This window comes from Litchfieldia alkalitelluris, assembly GCF_002153425.1.
In the GTDB taxonomy this organism is placed as follows: domain Bacteria; phylum Bacillota; class Bacilli; order Bacillales; family Salisediminibacteriaceae; genus Evansella; species Evansella alkalicola.
In genome coordinates this window covers 4,301,295-4,324,309 of record NZ_KZ119600.1, presented here as the reverse complement: position 1 = coordinate 4,324,309, position 23,015 = coordinate 4,301,295, and the positions used below count along the sequence as shown (strand labels likewise).

At 37.9% G+C, this 23,015-nt stretch carries 21 protein-coding genes; 18 read left to right on the top strand and 3 right to left on the bottom strand.

What is annotated here, in order from left to right; genetic code table 11:
• Window positions 1-3: 3 nt before the first annotated feature.
• The gene (locus tag BW724_RS20335; protein WP_088076944.1) at window positions 4-1,716 is read right to left on the bottom strand and encodes a T7SS effector LXG polymorphic toxin; all 1,713 of its coding nucleotides are present in this window, start codon (window positions 1,714-1,716) and stop codon (window positions 4-6) included.
• A gap of 700 nt (window positions 1,717-2,416) precedes the next feature.
• On the opposite strand from BW724_RS20335, the gene BW724_RS20330 reads away from it, so the two are divergent.
• The 3 genes from BW724_RS20330 (at window position 2,417) to BW724_RS20320 (ending at window position 5,716) form a co-directional block, all read left to right on the top strand.
• The gene (locus BW724_RS20330; protein WP_088076943.1) at window positions 2,417-2,980 is read left to right on the top strand and encodes a thioredoxin family protein; all 564 of its coding nucleotides are present in this window, start codon (window positions 2,417-2,419) and stop codon (window positions 2,978-2,980) included.
• Between the two features lie 721 nt (window positions 2,981-3,701).
• Window positions 3,702-4,574: a tyrosine-type recombinase/integrase gene (locus BW724_RS20325; RefSeq protein WP_088076942.1), complete on the top strand. Its 873-nt coding sequence runs from the start codon at window positions 3,702-3,704 to the stop codon at window positions 4,572-4,574.
• Window positions 4,571-5,716, top strand: coding sequence for an IS91 family transposase (locus tag BW724_RS20320; RefSeq protein WP_088076941.1), 1,146 nt, complete (start codon window positions 4,571-4,573; stop codon window positions 5,714-5,716). The genes BW724_RS20325 and BW724_RS20320 overlap by 4 nt, the downstream gene beginning before the upstream one ends.
• 336 nt (window positions 5,717-6,052) lie before the next feature.
• Here the strand turns inward: BW724_RS20320 and BW724_RS20315 are convergent, their stop codons facing one another.
• Complete coding sequence (locus tag BW724_RS20315; RefSeq protein ID WP_088076940.1) at window positions 6,053-6,544, bottom strand: CBO0543 family protein; 492 nt, start codon at window positions 6,542-6,544, stop codon at window positions 6,053-6,055.
• Between the two features lie 362 nt (window positions 6,545-6,906).
• On the opposite strand from BW724_RS20315, the gene BW724_RS20310 reads away from it, so the two are divergent.
• The 15 genes from BW724_RS20310 (at window position 6,907) to BW724_RS20240 (ending at window position 22,488) form a co-directional block, all read left to right on the top strand.
• Entirely contained in the window at window positions 6,907-7,203 is a 297-nt protein-coding gene (locus BW724_RS20310; RefSeq protein WP_088076939.1) for a DUF4282 domain-containing protein, read from the top strand.
• Window positions 7,204-8,660: 1,457 nt separating this feature from the next.
• Complete coding sequence (locus tag BW724_RS20305) at window positions 8,661-9,800, top strand: AAA family ATPase (protein ID WP_088076938.1); 1,140 nt, start codon at window positions 8,661-8,663, stop codon at window positions 9,798-9,800.
• On the top strand, window positions 9,793-11,028 hold the full coding sequence (locus BW724_RS20300) for a TadA family conjugal transfer-associated ATPase (protein WP_088076937.1): 1,236 nt from the start codon (window positions 9,793-9,795) through the stop codon (window positions 11,026-11,028). The genes BW724_RS20305 and BW724_RS20300 overlap by 8 nt, the downstream gene beginning before the upstream one ends.
• 176 nt (window positions 11,029-11,204) lie before the next feature.
• Window positions 11,205-11,951, top strand: a complete 747-nt coding sequence (locus BW724_RS20295) for a type II secretion system F family protein (protein WP_235849032.1) — start codon at window positions 11,205-11,207, stop codon at window positions 11,949-11,951.
• 5 nt (window positions 11,952-11,956) lie between these two features.
• Window positions 11,957-12,823, top strand: coding sequence for a type II secretion system F family protein (locus tag BW724_RS20290; protein WP_176371499.1), 867 nt, complete (start codon window positions 11,957-11,959; stop codon window positions 12,821-12,823).
• Between the two features lie 28 nt (window positions 12,824-12,851).
• Complete coding sequence (locus BW724_RS20285) at window positions 12,852-13,055, top strand: Flp1 family type IVb pilin (RefSeq protein WP_088076935.1); 204 nt, start codon at window positions 12,852-12,854, stop codon at window positions 13,053-13,055.
• Window positions 13,056-13,083: 28 nt separating this feature from the next.
• Window positions 13,084-13,743 carry a hypothetical protein gene (locus BW724_RS20280; protein ID WP_088076934.1) on the top strand — a complete coding sequence of 220 codons (660 nt, stop codon included), beginning with the start codon at window positions 13,084-13,086 and terminating at the stop codon, window positions 13,741-13,743.
• A gap of 99 nt (window positions 13,744-13,842) precedes the next feature.
• Complete coding sequence (locus BW724_RS20275; protein WP_235849098.1) at window positions 13,843-16,182, top strand: DUF5702 domain-containing protein; 2,340 nt, start codon at window positions 13,843-13,845, stop codon at window positions 16,180-16,182.
• Window positions 16,183-16,198: 16 nt separating this feature from the next.
• Entirely contained in the window at window positions 16,199-16,768 is a 570-nt protein-coding gene (locus BW724_RS20270; protein ID WP_088076932.1) for a DUF4352 domain-containing protein, read from the top strand.
• A 50-nt stretch (window positions 16,769-16,818) separates the two neighbouring features.
• Window positions 16,819-17,385 carry a DUF4352 domain-containing protein gene (locus BW724_RS20265; protein WP_088076931.1) on the top strand — a complete coding sequence of 189 codons (567 nt, stop codon included), beginning with the start codon at window positions 16,819-16,821 and terminating at the stop codon, window positions 17,383-17,385.
• A 108-nt stretch (window positions 17,386-17,493) separates the two neighbouring features.
• A complete protein-coding gene (locus tag BW724_RS20260; protein WP_088076930.1) occupies window positions 17,494-18,069 on the top strand; it encodes a DUF4352 domain-containing protein in 576 nt (191 codons plus the stop codon).
• Between the two features lie 69 nt (window positions 18,070-18,138).
• Window positions 18,139-18,810, top strand: a complete 672-nt coding sequence (locus BW724_RS20255) for a TadE/TadG family type IV pilus assembly protein (RefSeq protein ID WP_176371498.1) — start codon at window positions 18,139-18,141, stop codon at window positions 18,808-18,810.
• An 18-nt stretch (window positions 18,811-18,828) separates the two neighbouring features.
• Window positions 18,829-19,344: an A24 family peptidase gene (locus BW724_RS20250; RefSeq protein ID WP_235849031.1), complete on the top strand. Its 516-nt coding sequence runs from the start codon at window positions 18,829-18,831 to the stop codon at window positions 19,342-19,344.
• Window positions 19,345-19,405: 61 nt separating this feature from the next.
• Window positions 19,406-21,193, top strand: a complete 1,788-nt coding sequence (locus BW724_RS20245) for a DUF6382 domain-containing protein (protein ID WP_088076927.1) — start codon at window positions 19,406-19,408, stop codon at window positions 21,191-21,193.
• A gap of 5 nt (window positions 21,194-21,198) precedes the next feature.
• Complete coding sequence (locus BW724_RS20240; RefSeq protein WP_088076926.1) at window positions 21,199-22,488, top strand: PP2C family protein-serine/threonine phosphatase; 1,290 nt, start codon at window positions 21,199-21,201, stop codon at window positions 22,486-22,488.
• 178 nt (window positions 22,489-22,666) lie between these two features.
• Here the strand turns inward: BW724_RS20240 and BW724_RS23345 are convergent.
• The coding region (locus BW724_RS23345) for a hypothetical protein (RefSeq protein ID WP_176371497.1) at window positions 22,667-23,015 on the bottom strand (349 nt) is incomplete at its 5' end.

Genomic DNA, 23,015 nt, shown 5'->3' with positions numbered 1-23,015 from the left:
AATCTACCACCCCCAACTCAACGGATTAATTGCACTTAGTCCACTACTGATAGCCTCACCAGGATCCTTTACTACAGATGCGATACCCTTACCAACTTTGTCTAAATTTCTACCCAATGCATCTAATCCATCCTGGAGTCCCCCAATATTATTATCGTACAAGTAATTAAACCCCCAAGTTAAGCCTGCTCCTGCTACAACACTGCCTGCTATTGCCCAACCGACAGGATTGCTAAGAGTAAATAAGGCTGCAGCACTTGTTGCTAGGCCTGCCCCGATCGCCCCTCCTGCTAAACCAACCGCCACGCTAGTCCCATTATGCATAATCGCTTCACCTACTGTCTTACCCTTCTCCGTTATGTCTTCATAAAACCCGAATCCAGCACTTACTGCAACAAACGTTCCACCTAATACTCTACCAGCTCCCTGAACAGCCTGACCTGTTTTCGTAATCAATGAAGATGACTTTGAAAATAAAGTAGATGATTTTGTAACCAAGGATGATGATTCCGTCAAAACGGTAGAAGTTTTCGTAGTAAAGCTACCAACGTTCGTGATAGCGTTGCCTACTCGAGTATTGAGCTTACTAAATAAACCGCCTATACTTTTTATTGAAGTTCCGAGTTTATTCATTGAAGTTCCAACTTCGTTTATTGAACCGCCCATACTCCTTATTGCAGTTCCAACTTGTCCTACTGATTTTCCTATTTCAGTAGTTGTATGCCCAATAAATCTCATTGCACCAGCAGTTGAATTTACTGCTAAGTCAATCCCAATTTTTACTTTATTTCTATAAATGAACTCAATGACGCTCTCCGGAACCTCTTCCATTAGCTCCTCTTCACTTAATTCCACTGTAGATTTTTTCATCGTGGCGAAGATATTATAGTAAGTTTTCCGGTCGATTACTCCATTTTTTAGATCATCGAAAGCAGTAATTAAAACCCTCTGAATGGTCTCATCCATTCCTATTAATGCAGCATTATTTAGTTGCTCAATCTGAGCGAGGGACATATATTGAATAGAATGTTGATCAACTTCATCCTTATTTGCAAAACTCTTATTATACTCTTTTAAAGCGGCTAAACCTGCAGTTCCGTTAACCCCTTTAAAATCTGTAAACCTAGCACTACTATTCACTTTCCCTGTGTGGTTTAACGTTGATTCGAGGTTGCCTATAATAGTTTTTATATCCTCTGAGCTGCCTCGACCGACCCTTGTAAAAGAATGCATATCACCAAACAAATGATCAGCACCGTTTATAACCGAATCATGCTCACTCTGCACGTTACTGAAGGAGGGAGTCGACGCACTACTAATGTCAGAAATACTCCGAATCGTATCATTGATTTCCCTATAAAGAGCTTCGAGAGTTCTTTGCTGATCAGTAACATCCTCCATAATCTCCCTAACATGGTCACTATCAATAATCGCTCTACTACTTTGATCTACCCTTGATTGAAACTGTTCAATGTTCCTATTTAAATTTTGAGATAAATCAGTGAACAACCCCATAAATGTGGTCAAAACCGTAAGATGGAAATCACTAAAATATAGTTTGGCCTGGTCTGCTGTTTTACCAGAAAATGAACTCATATTGCAGATCTCTTTGATGTTTTGCTCCACTTTAAAAAGCGTATCCTTAATACTTTCAGATTCTGCCTTAAACTGCTTGGAGAAATCTATCACTTCAGCCAAATCAACCTTTTGTCCCATGAAATTACCTCACTTTCTTTTTAATAGAATCTTTTTTGGAAAAACAAGGTGAATTTATTTGACTCTCGGTTTTATCCTTCATTAGTTATCCTATCTACCAAGAGTATATATAGCTCTACCCTCAATGCACCTAAAACTCAATGGTTCGTTAAACCTCATAAAACAAAACAAAACAAAATAAACAAAACATATAAGTTACTTCAGTAGGAATCATTTCTCTTGAAAAACCACTTCACTTTTATTGCAATATATTTGTTTTTAAATCAGCACAAACAAACAGTTGCAGCTATCCTATAATATGGTAGTACTCCCAATATTTTTAGTCAATTATAATTGTGGTAATTTTCCAAAAACAGACTTTTTGAACTATATATGCAACCCATTAATGTACCCATGGGGACGGTTCTTGCGTTTACAATTGTCAGACAATTGTAAACACAAGAACCGTCTTCATTGTTGTTACCAGGTAATGTTGCCCAAGTCCAACATATTTCGCTACATCGTTACCTACCGTGTTACACTACGTTACCAGGTAACTCACCATCTATTTTTCACGTACCAAAGCAAACCCCTTGATAAAGAAGAGATTTGGAGAGTTGGTTAAGCGCAACATTACCAGTTAACAGGTAGGTAATCCTTGATTAAAGCACTTTTAAATACTAGAATTGAGCCATCAGATGATGCTCTAGGAGGGGTACTAATGGAATTACTACAATGGTTTGAAAAAGGGTTAACAGCACAACAATATATCAATAATATGAACACTCATAAAGAAAATTTAGAAAAAGTATATACATCATTCCAACTTTCAGAAGCGAACAAAGAGGCACTTTTAAATATTCCTATATCTGGTGTGAAAGTTATCGTTTTAACGGAAGATTGGTGCGGAGATGCAATGGTCAACATTCCAATCTTACTTCACATTGCAGAAGAAACGAACATCGACGTGCGCTTTATTCTGCGCGATAGTAATCTAGAATTGATGGATCAATACTTAACAAATGGTACTGCTCGTTCGATTCCGATCTTTATTTTCATTGATGAAGTAGGTAATGAATTAGCTGTTTGGGGGCCGCGTGCGCCTAAAGTTCAGCAACAAGTTGATGAATTAAAAGCACAGTTACCAAGCCCGGAAGCACCTGATTTTAAAGAAAAGCAATTAGGGATGTTTAAAAAGTTTGTAAGTAAATTTACAGAAGATGAAGCTACATGGCAGGTCATTGCGGACAGCATTATCGATAAGATGAAGGACATTAGATTATAAGCTTTAATGTAAGGCCCAACTAGCAGTGTGATCGCTTGTTGGGCTTTTTTTGAGCATAGATATAAACATGGGGACGGTTCTTGCGTTCACAATTGTCAATCAATTGTGAACATAAGAACCGTCTTCTTTAATGTGTTAGCTAATGTGTTAGCTGGTAATGTTGCGCGTCGCCAACACTCAAAAAATGGCTTTAAATAAACGTTTGTTTAAATAAACGAACGGAGGGGAGGTGAAGTTACCTGGTAACTTCACCTCCCCTCCGTTCGTAACTTCAAGACGGAAACAAAAAAATTGCACGCCTCCCATCCCACGCTTCTCCCGAAAGGATCGAGAGAAGAGTGGCCTCCTCTCCGCCTCTTCTTCGAAGAGGTTCAGGAGAGAGTGGAATTAGCCACAACCCATATCCTCCATTAATACTACGAAAAGTAGCAAGTCATAGATAAACGTAAACGCAAGAAGAACGAAATCGCTCCGCGATGGCAAAACCTTCCTCTCGAAAATTTCATAAAAAAAAGAAAAAGTATGCTCTTTATGTGGTATTGTTTTAATCGCCAAACCAAAACAATATGTCACAAAAAGAAAGGCATGCTTTTTCTAATGAAGATTATAACATGGACACATCTAAGATTTCACCTGTATAAATTTTACATAGTAAGAGGACCTCCTTTACCACCGAATTTTGATTAGACATCAAAAAATAATCGAATACCGGAGGTAAAGAATGAATCAATTTAAAGATATTATAGACTTGTATTTTGAACTAAAGGACTCTCCCGAGTCTACTAGAGAAGCCTACTCAAGAAGAATCAATGCTTTTTTAGGTTATCTAGAAAAACTCAATAAACAGATTGAAGACATGACCCTAGAGGATGTCCAATTATATATTCTTTATTTAAAAAAAGAACGTGGACTCGCTCCTGGTACAATAAATAACTATATTTCTTCTATTCGCTTCTTTTATACCTATGTGTTAGAGAAGGATTGGGATTCACGAAAGATTCCAAGGATGAAGAGAGTGGACACTCTTCCTGTCCTCCCTTCAAGATTAGAAGTTTTTACTCTTTTAGATGCCATAGAAAACATAAAGCATAAAGCTATGTTAGTTCTTATTTATAGCAGTGGTTTAAGGGTAAGCGAAGTCTCTAAACTAAAAATAGGTGATATTTGTAGTAAAAATATGAGTATTAGAGTGGAGAAGGCAAAACACGGTACACACAGGTACACTATTTTATCAGAAACGGCTCTCCAAGTATTAAGGGCCTATTTTAAAGTCTATTTTTCGAAGGGGTCTTATACAAAAAGTGACTGGTTGTTTCCGGGGAGAGTAAAAGGAAATCATATTACGGGGAAAACCATAAAAAATATTATGCTTAAATTGAGAACAAACCTAGAAATGGATTCAAGAATTTCAGCTCATACATTGAGACACTGCTTTTCCACTCATCTGTTAGAAGATGGTGTAGAGATTGTCTATATTCAGCAAATGCTAGGTCACAAACGTCTGACAACAACATCTAAGTATCTACACATGACATCTAAAAGTATGATGGGAATCAAAAGCCCATTAGACTCCAACGGAGTCAATAAAGTATGAGTGCAATTCAGGATATATTTAAAGGCTATTTTATGGAATACGTAGATACCTATCAGTTTACTTATCAACAATCTAAAGTTGTAGAAAATATCATTTACTGTAAAACGAAAGAAATGGGTCAGAGTACTTATGCTTGTGAAACGTGTGAGGATACCGCAGTTAGCTACCACTCCTGTCGAAATCGGCATTGTCCAACCTGCCAAGGAGTAACAAAGGAAGTTTGGATCGATAAGCGGAACAAAGATGTACTGAATGCCCCTTATTTTCATGTGGTTTTTACCATGCCTAAGCAATTACACCGGCTCATTTATCACAATCAAAAAGTACTTTATGACTTAATGTATAAAGCAGTTGCGGAAACACTAACAGAGCTAGCGGCAGACAAAAAATATTTAGGGGCACAAATCGGTTTTTTCTCCGTTCTTCATACATGGGGTCAAAATTTATTCTATCATCCTCACATCCATACAGTGGTCCTAGCCGGAGGTTTAACAAAGGACAATAAATGGAGAAAAACAAGTAATAAATTCTTTATTCCTGTAAAAGTGTTATCAAAAAAGTTCCGTGGAAAATACATGCATTACTTAAAAGAGTACTTTAAAAAAGGAAAACTAAAATTTTTAAATGATATGGAAAAAAATGAAGACCCAAAACTGTTTCAAAAACTAGTTAATGACTGTTATAACCTGGATTGGTATAGCTATACTAAAAAGACTTTCAAAGGCCCTTTGGCCGTCATGAAATATCTTGGACGTTATACCCATCGTATCGCTATTTCCAATCAAAGGATACAATCGATAGATTTAGAGAATGACACCGTTAGTATAGGTGTGAAAGATTATAAAAATAACAATCAAAAGAAAATAGTGACACTGGAAACTATTGAGTTTATTCGACGTTTTTTAATGCATGTCCTCCCGAAGGGATTTGTGAAAATAAGACATTATGGCATACTAGCAAATCGAAATAGAAACACAAAGTTACAGCTGTGCAGAAAATTAACGAGAAGTCCTCTTTATAAATCCAAATTTGAAGGGCTTACTAAAACCGAGATTATTTCTCTTCTTATAGGAAAAGATGTAACAAAATGTCCTAGTTGTAAAAAAGGACACCTTAAGTTAGTAGAAGAGGATACATCGTGAACCAACCGAACAGGATAGTTGAAAAAAAGCCCCTTCAGTGGGGAGGGGGAAACTATACCCAAATACGGCAAATTAGGATACGAACACTACTATTAATACCTCAAAACAAGCTAAAAAGAATAAAATAATAAAAGAGTAAAAGATTGAATCCCCAAGGGAGATTGTGCGGAGTATCGCGACTTCATTCTTCTGGGGCAATCAAAAATTTTGCGTCAGAGAATCAGCACCTAGCCAAATAAAAGCCCGATTAGGCGATTTTTATCACCTAATCGGGCTTTTGTGTACGCAAAACTTCCGATTGTCCCCTAATAGAACCGTCCCTGCGTTCATTACCAACTAACTAGTTGAAATTGACCTTTTGTTAATCACCCTTATCCCAGCTATGATTAACCGGCAGAGTAAAAACTTAATCATCATGCTCACGAAGGAATGCTTCCAACTCCATCCTTTACGCCATGTAATCAAATTAGTCTTTTCAGCGGCATATGTCTCAATTGCAACTTGAGGAGTAACCATCAGTAGAAGCTTTAAGATCATGCCTAAAGGTTTGCTGTTAAGGGTCCACTGATTAAAGTAAAGTAGCAATAATGGATAGTGGATGAAATCAAATGGTAAGTGGATTCCAAACTTATCTGGTAAAGGCCGTACTTTATATTTTAAAAATCCCCTGGAAACAAGATAGCGATCAGCCATAGAGTTCCCGAGGATACTAACTAGAAAAACAATGATCCAATCTTTAAAAGATCTTTTTACTATTGCAAACGGCAGTAAAGATAATGATACAAGCGTAGTCAGTGTTAAAAAATATTTTTGAAATACTCGAGCCATGGTAGTCACCTCAATCATAAGTTGCGCTATCCAAATAAGAAATATGTAAACCCTTCTGATGTTAATAGGTAACTCAGCAGGGTTATTTCACGTACCAAAGAAAAAGTGTTGCTACATAAGGAATTTCAAAAGTTGGTCGTGGGAAACATTACCTGGTAACGAAGAAGGAGGTAACGAAAAAAGTAACGAAAAGAGTTTCATGTAGAAATATTGAAAATATTGTCGAACGGTGATAATATGGGAAAGATTCTTTAGTTGGATAAGGTTTCCACATTGTAATTACTTTATTGAGATAATCAATTCCTTGTCTAGTTGATAGTTTCGGAAACAAAATATATTCCTAGAAGGGAGGTGCAGTGGCGATGAATTTTGATTTCCAAGATTTCTTAAGTTTTAACAAGATGATTACTCCTACAATCATCAAAATTATTTTCTACATAGGTGTTGGGATTTCTGTTCTTATGGGTTTATTTCAAATTATTGCAGGTGTAGCGAGTAATTTTGGTGGTGGACTACAGGTAATTATGGGGCTTATCACGCTTGTTGTTGGGCCATTATTTGTAAGGATTTATTGTGAACTTTTAATTTTATTCTTTAAAATGCATGAATCTTTAAACCGCATTAACAAAAACCTAGAAGCAGCAGAGTATGAAGAGTAAAAATTATAGTAATTAAGTAATAGGACAAAGAGCTTATTTAGGTGAGAGGGGATAATACTAAAGCCCCTCTTTTTTCTTTGTTTTTACAGCTGTACCAGAAATAAGTCTTAAAAAGGAAATTATTCTATAAAAGTTGTAGTAAATTTCCATTGGTTATAATATAATCGGAAATTGTAAGCACTACTTACGTAGGAGAAAGTGAACGATTAGTACAAACGGCTGATACGAAATAAACTATACGAAAGTAATTAATTGTAAAATCAACGGAAATTTTCTTGAAATTACTCATATCATTCTTTTCCAATCTAATTCACCTAGATTCGATTAAATTCGTTTAATAGTATTTCAATAAGGGGGTTGTAAGATGGCTGGCAGTAATGCAACTCATATTCGAATAATGATCATATTAACTGTATTTTCCTTGGTTCTTATCCTTGGAGGAGTACTGAAATTAGCTGGAATGATTTAATACATACGATAGGACTAGTTAATTCCCATGCACAATCCAACAAATTGGCAGTGGAAAAGAAAATAGGTGTGACGCTTTTTATTTTAATTTGTAATCTAAATATTCGTCTCGACATGTACCTACAAATTTTGTAACCATTGTAGTTTATAATATAAAAATAATTACCAGTTATAGCAAAAAGCAATCAATCTAATACTATTCTACTACTTAATTCTACTACTCTATTCTACAGGGATACTGTATGACGAACCTACATAATTAAGGATTATAGTACCAACTAATCCGACATCAAAAACACCAATACTGATTCCAAATAAACGTTGAAATACAAAATAGGCATCAGCATCTATAAAAAGGTAAGTTACTATTTAAAACTTAGTTGTTAAAACAACTAAATTTAACCTTACCTATCTTAATAAGTAACGCCATTCCATTTCACAATGCTAAAAATTCACAACAAAAATAGGAGCCAATTCTCATCAAAATAGTCACCAATTCACAACAAAAATAGGAGCCAATTCTCATCAAAATAGTCACCAATTCACAACAAAAATAGTCATCTATTCGCAACCGCAGTATAACCAACCATAGATACAAATTTTACGCTAACTAACAGCCTATGATAGTTACGGTGAAAACTCATAACCTTAACAAAATTTGCAATAATCAGTATTTGTGGCAACGACTTAACAACTCGAACTAACAACTAACAACTAACAACTAACAACTAACGACCTGAACTTGCTAACACCTAACCAACTAACCAACTAACCAACTAACAAACTAGAAACTAACACCTAACAAACTAGCAACTAACCAACTAACCAACTAACCAACTAACCAACTAACAAACTAGCAACTAACCAACTAACCAACTAACCAACTAACAACTAACCAACTATCAAAATCATTACCTACTACTTTCGAGGGCAGGGCATATGTTTTAGACCATACATTACATTATTAGATGAAGTGAGGTGCGCGGTGTATGAAAAAAATCAGTTTAATAGTTGCGGATCACGATACGAGCTACATAGAAATGTTAGCCAATTACATTAGGACATCTAGTTTTTCTTCTAAGCTGGAGATGAAACTTTTTTCCAAGAAAGAAGCACTGCAGCAGTACATAGAAACAGGGGAAAGGATCAATGTTCTTCTTGCTGCTCCCGAGTTCATTCCAGAAGGAGAAGATGACGAGTTAAACAAGTTAGATCATGTGGATACCATCATTGGTCTAGATGAACAGGGAGAGGAACTGGAAGGCGCAATCCCAGTTATCTTTAAGTATCAGCAATTAACCCAATTACTTAATCAAGTAACCTCTATTTTTTATGAGAGGAAAGGAAAGTCTCCGAAGAAAACCGTTAGTAATGACCAAACAAAAGTAATATCAACCTTCTCGGCTACGGGAGGAACAGGGAAATCAACCGTAGCATTCAATCTAGCCAAAGAAATAGCAGCGCTAGACTACAGCGTATTTTATTTAAACTTAGAACTACTTAATACGACATATGTATTTATGGAAGATGATCGTGATAATGCGTCCTCGCCAATTCTTTATTATGTAAAAACGGGGTCGGATCAATTGCCCCAAAAGATCGAGGAATTAAAGCAGTATGATTCTGAAACGGGAGTGGAGCTGTTCAGATTAACTCCTAGCGCAGAAGAGATGTCTGACTTAACGGAAGAAGAGACAGACCGACTTATTAAAGCCATTGTCAATACAAAAAATTACGATTACATCATTATTGACTTGGAAAGCACACTCAATCCTAGAACGAAGGCTGCTCTTCAAAAATCTAGTCACGTCCTTTGGCTATTAAACAACGATATCCAAAGCTTTACGAAAACATCATTTTTCATTGAAGAACTACATTCCCTATTATCGGACGCAGACTTCAGTGAGAAGGTTTCGTTTGTTCTTAATAAATATATGGGGAAAGTGGAAGAAGCGTTCAAGGACGAAGAAATTGCCATTGAGGCATACTTACCATATGTTCCAGAGTGGAAAGTTGTGAAAAGTGGAAACGATCTGATCACATCACCAGTTTTTTCCGAGTTCATCATCAAAATGTTTAGGGACCTTTTGCAGTCTAGCAATAGCAATAGAGGTGTAGCCAATGTTTAGTGAGGAAGATGTTCAAGAATTAATCAACGGTATTCGAAACACGCTGAATCACAATCGAGATATGGAAGATGAAGTATTAATGCAGCTGATCGAAGAGACAGTAATCGATTTTTCCAAAACAACACCTATCACGGCTACAAAAATGAAGTGGCTTGTGGATAGGATATATAACTCCTTTCGTGGACTCGATGTTCTTCAGCCATTGATTAACGATAAAGCTGTAACAGAGATCATGATTAACAGCCATGAAGAAATCTTTGTTGAAAAAGATGGTGAAGTGTTCGAAACGGATATTAAATTCGAATCTAGCAACAAACTAGAAGATATTATACAGATGATTGTAGGTAGGGTGAATCGTTCAGTCAATGCTTCATCTCCAATCGTTGATGCAAGGCTGAAAGATGGCTCCCGTGTCAATGTTGTTCTTCCGCCGGTTGCTTTGAAGGGGCCGACAATGACGATTAGGAAGTTCCCTGAGAAGCCTTTGTCTATGGAGGATTTAATTGAGAAAAAAGCGATTAGTTCTGAGGTAGCCATGTTCCTTAATCATTTAGTGACATCGAAATACAACATTTTTATTGGTGGAGGAACGGGTTCAGGGAAAACGACGTTTCTGAACGTCCTTTCTAATTTTATTCCGAAGACAGAGCGAATCATTACGATTGAAGACTCTGCTGAGCTGCAGATTCATTCCGTTCCTAACCTTGTGAGCTTGGAAACGAGGAATGCCAATACTGAAGGTAAAGGTGAAATCACCATTAGAGATTTAATCAAAGCTTCCCTACGAATGCGTCCGAATAGAATTGTTGTTGGGGAGGTTCGTGGTGCAGAGGCACTTGATATGCTGCAAGCAATGAATACGGGACATGACGGCTCCCTTTCTACAGGGCACGCCAATTCAACGGAGGATATGTTAAGCCGTTTGGAGACGATGGTCTTAAGTGGGGCAGACCTCCCTATTCAAGTAGTGCGTAAGCAGATCAGTTCAGCGATTGATATTATGGTTCACTTGTCAAGGCTCCGCGACCATTCTAGGAAAGTAGTAGCTATCAGTGAAGTACTAGGTGTGGAAAATGGAGACATTCAGTTAAATCCACTATATGAGTTTGTAGAAGAGGGCGAAACACCTGAAGGGAAAGTTATTGGGGCCTTACAGCCTACAGGTAACAAGCTACAGGATCAAATGAAATTGAAAATGGCTGGGATAAAAGAACTCAGTATCATTTAGGGAGGTGAAGAAAAATAGAAATTTTCATCATAGGTATTATTGCAGTAGTCATAACAGTTGTTGTCCTTCTTATCGTCGACAGAAAGTCAAAACGTGCTGCTGAAGAGTTTGATCAACACGGAAATCGTAGTGGTGATGACACGAGGCAGAACTTCAATCTATCTCAAGATTATGAAGTGATTGATTACAACGAATACATCATGAAAAAACATGAACTCGTTTTTTACAGCTTTGTTGGTATTATTTTAATGTTTATTTTAGGTTATATCTTTTATCAAAACATGATCGTATCCATTGTTTTCTCAGCAGTTGGTTTGTTTTTACCGAAGCTCATGAAGAAACGTCTCATGCAGAAAAGAAAAAATGAGCTCAGTAAACAATTTCAGCAAGCCTTGTTTTCATTGTCGTCCTCTCTCATAGCGGGGAGATCCATTGAAAACTCATTCCTTGAAGTGTCAAATGACTTGAAGCTCCTTTATCCTGATCCAAATACATACATCATCAGGGAGTTTGACTTAATTAACACAAAGGTGGCGAATAGAGAGACGATTGAGAGCGCCTTTGAAGACTTCAGTGAGCGTGCTGGAATTGACGATATAACCAATTTTACTGATGTTTTTATTACCTGTAAGCGAACTGGTGGAGACCTTGTAGAAGTGATAAGAAGAACCTCCACCCTCATTAGCGAAAAAATTGAAATACAACAGGAAATATCAGTCATGGTTGCACAGAAGAAATTCGAATCAACAGCATTATCTATTATGCCCATTATGATGATTGCACTTTTAGGTAATGTTGCTGGTAATTATATGGATCCATTATTTGTATTTCCTGGCTTAGGCCCCATCGTCATGACGATTGCACTAGGAATTATCGTGTTTTCATTCTGGGTAAGCCAGCGAATTATGAACATTAAGGTGTGATGACAATGGTTGAAACTTTAATTTTTACCGTAGTAACAGTAGTGGTTGTACTGATTTTATTCCTAATGGCAGGGAAAAAATACAGTAGTTTCATAGAAGAGAATAAAGCTGACTTCCAATTTTTATTCATGGCACCTGCGTCTCTTAGTTTGATGGATAAGCTGCGATTACATGAGCGGATGCAAAGCCGCATGATGCAATTACAGCAAAAAATATCTATTCTTTACCCGAGTCAGCCAGTAATTCCTTATACAAGAATGTATATTGCACAAATTATCTCCTTTATATTTGTGTGTTTCCTTGGAGGAGGAATTCTAGGCTTATTAGGAGGTGGCGATGTACGACTAGTCGTTTTAGGTATCATTGTAGCTTGTCTCATACCATTCCTGATGGTGAAAAAGCTAGATGAGAAAACGGATAAGAGGAAAAAGGACATTATCTTTGAATTGCCTGAGTTTGCAAGTAAAGTGGCATTACTAGTAAACGCTGGTGAGACAGTTCAAAACGCAATTATTCGTTGTAGCGAAATGAAAGAAGAGGACGATAACCCTCTTTACCTAGAATTAAACGACGCGGTCACAAAACTTAAAAATGGTGAGTCATTTAACCACGTGATGGAAGAATTAAGTAAGCGTTGTGGTGTGCAAGAGCTAGCCATTCTTACAACAACAATTCTATTAAACTATCGACGGGGTGGAAGTGAACTCTCCTTAGCCCTAAGGGAAATATCAGGAGACTTATGGGAAAAAAGAAAAGTAATCTCTAGAACAAGAGGGGAAGAAGCATCGTCAAAGTTGATCTTCCCAATGGTATTAATTTTTGTAGCAGTTCTGTTAGTTATTGCTTACCCAGCATTAATGATATTTGGTTAAAAAAAACTTTAAAAAGGAGTTAGGTAAAATGGGAACTTTTAAGACGTTTATGAAAAAGTTTTGGAATGACGAGGAAGGATTGGGAACAGTTGAGCTACTTCTTATTGTAGCGGTGTTAGTTGCAGTTGCACTATTGTTTGGACAAAGAATTATCGATTGGGTAGAAAGTATTCTTGATGGTATTGGTGATCCAGAAGCTCCTACTCCTGGCGGCGGTGGCGGTACACCATAATAAAATGAAGAAGAGAGGACTATAAACGATGAGTCTTCAATTAAAAAAGCAGGTAAAAAATTTTAAAACTGGAAATAAGGGAAGTTTTACGCTAGAGGCTTCCCTTATCTTTCCCATTATTTTCATTATCACAATAGCACTTGTTTTATTTAGTCTTGTTGTTTATGAAAATGCAGTTCTTTACCAACGAGCTCACTTAATTGCAGAGCGTGTAGCCTTTTCCTGGGATAACAGTCAAAAGGATTTTGAAGATGGTTCTTTTGAAATAAACCAATATAACACAATGGACGGTGGAGATGGCCTCTATTGGAGAATTGGTGCAGTTGCTTCTGGACTAATAGAAAAAGCTACAAAAGGGCAACTTTCAGGTGGCGGAAGTACTGCCACATCAAGAAAAGTATCAAAAGGAAACGATATGGCACATGAAATCATCAGTAATGTTTCCAATACAGGGGACGTTGTAAAATATAGAATCTTTAACACTAGTGAAATGGCAATGGGTATGCAAACGATTGAGGTAGAGCTCATACGAGAGATTAACCTCCCCCCATTTGTTGATTTAATAACAGATAGTGAAATTTCTGCTACTGCAGTTGCTTCCATAAAAGATCCTGTGGAAGTCATTCGAACTACTGATTTTCTTTATTACTTTATAGAAGAGATGGCAGATATGATTAATAATGAATAATTTGGGCAGACCTAGCCAGTTTTTTAAGTTTGATATGGAGTTTTGACCCTTAACCTGACATGTAGAAACGATTGTTTGGAGGGATCTCATTTGAAAAGAATGATACATAAATTTAAAACGGATAAAAAAGGGTCTGTTTCCATCTTTTTTATTATTATAATCACAGCAATTTTCTTCTTTAATGCTGTCTTGATTGACTATGCGCGTATTTTATCAGCAGAAAAACAAACAGAATATGCAGTGCAGAGTGCTGTAAGGTCCGCAATGGCTGGGTTTGATAATAATTTAAAAGATAACTATGGACTTTTTGGAATAAAAGATGGTCAGATTGGTGATTTTGAAGAGTTTCTGGAGAAAAACCTTGAAGCACCTGAGGGAGACTTTGAGTTTATTAATCTCATGCTAGAAGACTTCGCTCATGAATTTGAAGCAAGGGAGCTGGCAAACCCAGCAATATTAGAACACCAGATTCTTGAAGAAATGAAGTATAAAGCGCCAGTGGAGATTGTTATCAATTTGATAGATAAATTTGCTTCTGTATCTTCTGCAATGAAAGAAACATCTACATTTATCAAAACAGCAGAGGATATACAAGGGAAGTTTGAAGATAGAGAAAAGGCTTTGAATGAAGCTGCCGTCCATTTAGCGAAGATCAGAGAAAATTTAGATAGATTAATAGGCGCAGATGAAGATACTGATGGATATGTTAATAAGCCGTCTACGGAACCAGATTTTCCAACAGTGGGGTTATATAACGATATCATTTATCACTTTGAGAATGATTACTTGGATGATGTTGCACTAGAAAACAGAATAAGTGAAATAGAAGCAGAAATAGAAGAGTGGGAAGAATTAGAAGCAGAGACAGAAGAGGAACAAGAGGATATCGATCAAGAGATCGAGGAATTAAGAGATGAGATAGATGAATTAACAGAGAATAAAGAGCAATTTGAAGAAAATGCACAAGCAATGCTTGATACAATCTACGATCTTACTGTAGAAACCGAGAGCGAGCTAGAGAATGCATTAAGTAAGATTGAAACAGCAGAGAGTATTAACGACAGTATGCGAAATGTAATAGAAAGCAACCGTGCAGCATCTGAATCAAACTATGGAAATGCTGAAAACAATGCAGGAACCATATCCGATCCAGACCAAGCAAGTGAAATGGATCAGGCAACTGCGGAGATTCAGCAGATGGCAGATAGACTAGACGAATACTTATATAACGAAGTATATGCTTTATATAATGAGGAAAATGGTGTCAATGAATTTGATGAAAACACGGATTTCTTTGGTTCCATGAAACAGTTTCTGAATCAAGCAATAGCTAACTTTGATGGGACTCCAGAATTGTTGGAACCTGTAGTAGATTTCTTTGAAGGAACAGATGCAGAAGCTCTGAGGGACTTACAACTTCTTCTTCGTAATAGGATGTTTACAACGGAATCTCAAGTTGATGAAGCAAGAACATTTTTTTCCCGAAAAAGAATGGACTTCCCGATAAAACAAGATCCTTTAAATCCAACAGCAGACCCTGAGGATTTTGATGAGGATGCTAAAAGAGAAGAAGCTGATGCAGAAAACGAAGCAGCCCAAGATGCTTTAGAAGAGGCCATGGAAATTGCAGAAGGCTTAGCGGGAGAACAAGGGATTTATGATGCGCTCCAAGATTTTCTTGAAGAGCTTGAATCATTCGAGATTGTAGATCCAGATGATGTTGAAAGTGTAGATTTAAGTGGCAGTAGTGGTGGTAGTGCAAGAAGTGCCATGGAGCTAGTTGATACTATTTTCAGAGAAATGGGTAATATCTTAGAAGCCGCACGAAACGAGCTTTTCATTAATGAATACATTTTAATGTATTTTGAAAGTAAAGAACCAGCGACTGGTCAAAACGATTTTAAGTTTGAAAAACGAGAAGTAGAATATATCCTTTACGGTATTCATGAGCCAGGATTGAACTATGCCGCAGCGATGTCTCAACTGTTTGCCATTCGATTTGCTTTGAATTTTATAGCATCTTTTAAACAGATTGAAGTTAGGTCAGCTGGTCATCCTTTAGCGGTATTTATAGCTGCTTTAGGCTGGTCGTTGAAGGAGACGATTTTTGATATGACTATAGTTACAGGAGGGGGTTCGGTTTCTCTGATTCATGACATAGTTGAACTAGACACTACTTATCATGATTACTTAAGGTTGTTTTTGTTTATGAACCCTGGTGGTGATAACAGAATGAGGCGCATGATGGCAGTGATGAATCATCATGGAATCGATTTAAGGGATAAGCAAACTTACATTAAGGGGAATGTTGAATCATCGGTTAATTTATTGTTCATACCAGAATTAGCACAATTAATGGGCACTTTTGGTGTGTTAGATGGTAGAGTTGATGAAAATAAACGTTATCGTATTGAAAAAGAAGCACACTTTTCTTACTAAAAATTGGAGGTATTGAATGATGAAATATATATACAAAATTTTATTGATAATGGTGGCAGTACTTATACTAGCAGCGTGTGGTGGGGATTCTGATGAGGGAAACAATAATGCAACTACTGACGATGCAACAAATAGTGATAGCGAAGAAGTAGAAGATACAGGAAATGGTGAAGTAGTAGATGGTGACCTAATTTTACAACTAGGTGAAACAGGAACATTTGAAAGTGTTGTTGGGAAATATGAGATTACAGTTCACTCTGCAGAAAGTCATGAAAGTATTGAAGGCAGGACACCATCTAATGATGTAATTACTATTTTAGACATTACCTTTGAAAATGTAGGTGAAACCACTTTAGACGCAGATGGGATAGCGCGAGCAAACTTGAATGCTTCTAGAAATAGTAGAAGCCAAGATTTTATAGAAAACTTCACTGGTAACATTGAGCCAGGAGAGTCTATGTCAGGTGAATTATACTTTGACCACTTATTCTTTACTGATAATGAATATGAATTAATATTCGGTCATAGTTTCACATCAACACCAGATCGATTAATCTTCCAATTTACTACAGATGATTTGAACTAATTAGTTCTGTAGGTAGTAATTTTCACTACAAATTTTGGAGTGACATAAAAATGAAAAACACATACAAGTTAATTACTATTTTAATAGCTTTATTGATTATAACTACAGCATGTGGAGACGATTCTGATTCGGAAACAGATGAGGCGGCATCAGATAACGGATCTTCAAGTGATTCTACTGAACAAAATGATGTTGAAGAAGGTACAGTAGTTTTACAACTAGGTGAATCTGGTACTATTGATACTATTTTAGGTAAATATGAAATAACTATTCATTCTGCAGAATCCTATGAATCTATTGATGGAAACAATTCATCTAGAGGTGTATTTACAGTATTAAGTACAACGATTACTAATGTTGGTGAAAACACTTTAAATGGTGATGATATTGCTAGAGCAGTTCTTTCAAGAGATACAGTTGGTGGGACACCGAATGATAGAGATTTAGACTTTGTAGAAAACTTTACTGATCCAATCGAACCAGGGGAGTCTGTTACAGGGGAATTAATCTTTGATCACTCTGTTGCTGAAAACTTATATGAGGTTAAGTTCGGAACAGGCGTATCCACTACGCCAGATGAACTAGTATGGGAATATACTGGTGATGACATAGATTAATTATAGCTAGACAAGGTCTTATCTGGCTTAAGTTTAAAGTGAGAGGTGTACTATATCTTATTTGTAAGAAGATTACACCTCTCTATATACAATAGGAGTGAATAAGCATTGAAATATGCATTATACTTTTTTGTGGTAGTCGCGTTACTATCACTAGCAGCATGTGGCGGGGATTCTGATGAAGGAAATAATAATGCCACAGCCGATGAGACAAATATTGATAGCGAAGAAGTAGAAGATACAGGGAATGGTGAAGTAGTAGATGGTGACTTAATTTTACAATTAGGTGAAACAGGGACATTGGAAGACGTACTTGGAAAATATGAAATCACCGTTCATTCCGTAGCAAGCTATGAGGAGATTGAAGGGCATACTCCTTCAAATGATGAGTTTACGGTAGTTGATATGACATTAAAAAATGTTGGAGATTCAGCTGTCAATAGTGAAGACATAGCCACAGCTGTATTAGACCGTGGTGACCTTGGTGGTACAAGAAGTGATAACAAAATAGATGAAATTGATAATTTTACTGAAGTAATTGATCCAGGTGAATCAGTTTCTGGTCAACTATTATTTGATTACTTAGCTTCAGACGATTTTCCTTATGAAATTATTTTTGGAAGTGGAGTATCTTCAACACCAGATGAAATCAAATGGCAATTCACTGCGGACGATGTGAACTAAAACTTATGAGGGGGGAGTGGACTGCCAACACCCCCTTCTAGACCATTCCTTATTTGAGGTGGCTAAATGATGAAATTATTAAGAAAGCGCGAAGATGGGAGCATTACATTGGAAGCGGCTATCGTAATGCCTATATTTATCCTGTTTCTAATATTCCTTATTTTTATGATACGGTTTGCAATTACAGATATCGCCTTGAATCGAGCTGTATCTGAAACTGCTAAACAAGTATCCACACAGTTTTATCCTGTTAATAAAGTAGTCGGCACCCTAACAGGTCAGGTGGAAGACGTCGTTACAAGTAACCCGAATTATATTCAAATGAAGGATCTCACATCGACACTTCAAGAGGAAGTGGAAGGTCAACTCATTGCTACATTTGGACCTGAAGGTTATGAGCTTTTAATTAAAGGGCCAGCGGAATCTGCAGGTGCAGAAGCGGAAGCAGTCCTTGAAGGAATTATTGACGACCTTATTGCAGAGATAGAATCACATCTTGCCCCTAGAATACTAGAACCATTAGTTCATTTCTATCTAGAAGATAATCAATTTGTTAACAAGGATAATGTAGAAGTTTTAGCAAATACAGGGGAAGAAACATATGCCATATTTCCTAATCCGTTTAGAGAAGGAGAGCAATACTTACTAGTTACTGTTGCATATGACATTGAATTCCCACTTATTAACAATACTTATAGAATAAAAAAACAAGCATATGAAAGAGTTTGGTTAGGCTCATAAGGAAGGACTGTCACCATAATGGACTATTTTCATTTTATAATACTTGGTATTTTTATTATCATTGCTTTTTATACGGACGTGACGAAAAGCTTATTGCCTAACTGGCTTACTATGAGTGGTATTTTAGTAGGTTTTATCTATCACTTAATCTCAGATGGACTAAATGGCTTGTTATTTTCAATCATTGGAATGGCAGTGGGCGGTGGAATTTTAATGCTGATGTATATATTCAAAGCCCTTGGAGCAGGTGATGTAAAACTATTTGCCGCCATCGGTTCTATCACAGGATTACAATTTACCCTTTATGCCATGATGTATTCTATTCTTTTTGCCGGATTAATCGGGGTTATTATTCTATTAGTCAAACAGGAATTTATGAGGAAGATGTTCTACACCATCTATCGCCTTTTCGCATCAATCAGATCTAAAGATTTTAAAAGTCTTGAGAACTTCAAACGAATCGAAAGTACTAGATTTCCATTCATGTATGCCGTATTGCCAGGCATCATCATGACATTCTACTATTTTCATTAATATAGTTTGATGGAAATCAATCATGTATCATAACAAGTTTATTTAAAAAGGAGGGACCCATATGAATCAGACAATCTACCAACTACAATACGATTTCGAACAGCAGAATGGGAACTACCTCGTCCTTTTTCAAAACGGCGAGAATCAAATACATAGTAATGATTTGGCGAAAATTCAGGTGAAAATGCTACTTGCCAATCCAGTAGAGAACCTTCTTCCATTGGAAGTAGAAGAAATGGATTTCAATGTCAAGTTTTACTATAATTTCGGGTCCAAGAAAATGCTTTCCCACGTTTTGCGGGAGACGAAACTCACCATTCATCAGTACTACACACTACTTTTTAACATCGTCACTGCTTTGGAAAAAAGTAAAGAGTATATGCTAACGGAACAAAACTACATACTTAATGAAAACTTTATTTTTGTAGAAGGAGATGTCACGGACGTTCATTTAATCTATCTACCGATGAACCAAGTGCCAGAAAAACCATCCATCGTCGATGAACTACGCAATCTTGTCATCAATTTAATGTCTCACATCAAGGAACTACAAGGAGACGGCGTTCAAAATATCCTTGCTTACTTGAGTGATCCTAACTTCAAGCTAGATGAATTAAAATCCAAATTAGACGCATTGCGCAACCAATCACCTGCCAAGTCGCAGGGAATGCCTGCAAGTCAACAAGTACAACGGCAAGCAGTTCAATCACAAACGCCACCTGTGCAGCCGCAACAACCACAGGTAAACGTGCAACAGCCAACGACAGCTTCTGCTAAACCAGCACCACAGCCTGGAGCCAACCAAGGTGGAGCAGAAGAAGGGCGTAAAGCACCACATCCTGCGTTAAAAAAGAAGAAGCGGCCACAACAACAGCAAAATATAGACGCAGGTGCTAACAAACCGAATCAAGGATCACCAAAGAAAAAACAGGCAGCTCCAGTGAAAAAGCAACCTGTAAACAAAGTAACTTCGACTGGAAATGCAGCTGGTTCAGAACCGAAAAAGCCAAGTAAAATTGTTGTCTTTGCACTCATGATTATTGCCATCGCAGTGAGCTGGAAGTTATTCGAAATGAATCCAGTAGAGGGAATGCTCTACATCAGCTCAGGCTTAAGCCTTCTTGCCATGACGGGAGCATATTACTTCCTCACAGTCCATGGGCAAAAAAATGTGGGAAGTATTGTAGATGGAGAGGACGGGCTGGAAGAAGAATCTGTGCAACAACCAGCTAAGAAGAAAAAGCCATTGAAACGTAAACAGCAGCAAGAAGCAGCCACAACGCCTCCTGCTCAAGCGCCAAACTATTTGGATCAAGGAAACGCGATCAATGAGCCAATTCAGCGGCAACAACCAGCACAACCACAACAACCTGTACAACAACCTGTGCAACAACAGGCAGTCCAGCAGCAACAAACAGCGGCTGCGGTTAATGAAGATTCTTACTTTGATAATCTTCAAAACCAAACGATGCTTATGTCAGAACCAGAGCAGGAAGCAGACGCAACGATGGTTCTTGATGAATCACCTGTAGATGCTGCACCAAACACGCCAATTCCATACTTGGAAGTGGTGAAAAACGGTGCGACGGAAAAAGTAAAGCTCAACCAATCACCATTTATCGTGGGCCGAAACCCAGAATCTGTTAACTATATCGAAACAATCGCAGGTATATCTCGAATACACTGTGAGTTTGAAATAAGCGACGGAAAAGTTGCTTTACGTGACCTAGGGTCGAAGAACGGTACGGAGCTTAACGGTGAAAAGCTCGTTCCATATAAGCTGCATCTCTTAAATGACGGGGATCAAATCAAGCTTGGAAAGGCTAACTACACGTTTAAAATGGGGTAAAGCCAATGACACAATCGAATCCTTTATTCCATTTCGGGCTCACCACCCACTGTGGAACAGTGAAAACAAACAACGAAGACAACGCCTTTTTAAAGATGGATCACGACCATCATGGGAACGATATCGCCATCATGCTAGTAGCTGATGGAATGGGAGGTTACCACGCTGGTGACCTCGCCAGCCAATTCGTGGTTGATTCTGTTAACAATTGGTGGGAGGGGAGAAGAGACACGATTTTTCATGAAATCGATCCTCTCCAATCCATCTCGCAAGAAATCAGCGCCATGCTGGAAAAAATTAATGACACCTTAATCGAAGAAAGCAGGGGAGGCAGGAAGACGGGAACGACCATTTCCCTCCTTGTCCTTTATAAGCAGCATTATGTGGTCTGCCATGTGGGTGACAGCCGAATTTACCAACTGACAAATACGGCATCTTCATCTAAAGACGAAGGGAAAGCTGGGGCCGTTCAACATCACGATGAGACCGAGGACCTCCTTGCCCCCACCGAAGCAGCTAGTACGGTGGAAACAGGTGAAACAGTGGAAACAGAGGACACAGGGGGCACTTTCGATAGAGCTGGCACTGCGGGGCATGAGTCGATTGAGACGGCTAGGCATGCCGGGAGGGCAGACTCTAGTCATATGGGGAGGCCTTCTTCGGAGGTTGCGGAATCTCTTAAAGCCTCTAATCACTATGAAGCCGCTGATACTTTCGAAACCGCAGACCTTTTTCAAGATACAGAAACGATGCCTTTCGGAAAAATAGAGTTGCTCCAGCTGACCGAAGACCATTCTTGGGTCCAAAAGCAGGTGAAACTCGGATTACTTCAACCAGAAGAAGCAGAAAATCACCCGAAGCGAAATATACTCCTTCAATGCTTAGGGGTAGGGAACGGAATTGTTCCTTATATCAGACGCGGTTTCTATGACACTAGCGATCTCTTTCTACTATGCAGTGATGGGTTCCATAATATGTTCTCAAAAGAAGAACTAGGCGACCTCATCTTTTCGTTAGTAGATACTTACGGCGATAAGGATCTACAGGTCCTATCCGATTACTTAGTTAAGCTGGCCAACGATCGCGGAGCCTATGATAATGTCACAGTCGGCCTAATCCAACCAGCACTAGCTAGTGAAGATCGTGAAGCTGATGGCTATGACGATGGTGAAGTTGATTGGAACAGGGGCGGTGACGCAGGCGGAAACGAGAGCCGCAACGGAAATAGGGACGAGGATCGTAAAGGAAACAGCAGCAGTTTCAAATCAATTTTCTCAAATATATTTAAAAGGTAGAAGAAGGTGAAAGTTGGATCGTAGTGGGTAGTCGGTAGAAGGTAAAAGGTAGATTTAAGTAGGTAGCTGGTTTAATCGCACGCGAAAATCGGTGAAAAAGTAAAACTCGCGTTCGATAAGAACGTAACTGTACGGAAAATTTAGAAAAAATCTAATTAGCTCCCTGATCAAAGGGCGATCAGGGTTTAAATAAAAGAAAAGAACAAATCTCATACCAGATCGAAGCCCGATCTGGTATGAAAACAAGCAAAATCGAAATCTCATACCAGATCAAGGCCCGATCTGGTATGAAAATAAGCAAAATCAAAATCTCGTACCGGATCAAGGCCCGATCAGGTATGAAACGGAGAAAAATCGAAGTCTCATACCAGATCAAGGTCCGATCAGGTATGAAACGGAGCAAAATCAAAATCTCATACCAGATCGAAGCCCGATCAGGTATGAAAATAAGCAAAATCAAAATCTCATACCAGATCGAAGCCCGATCAGGTATGAAAACAAGCAAAATCAAAATCTCATACCAGATC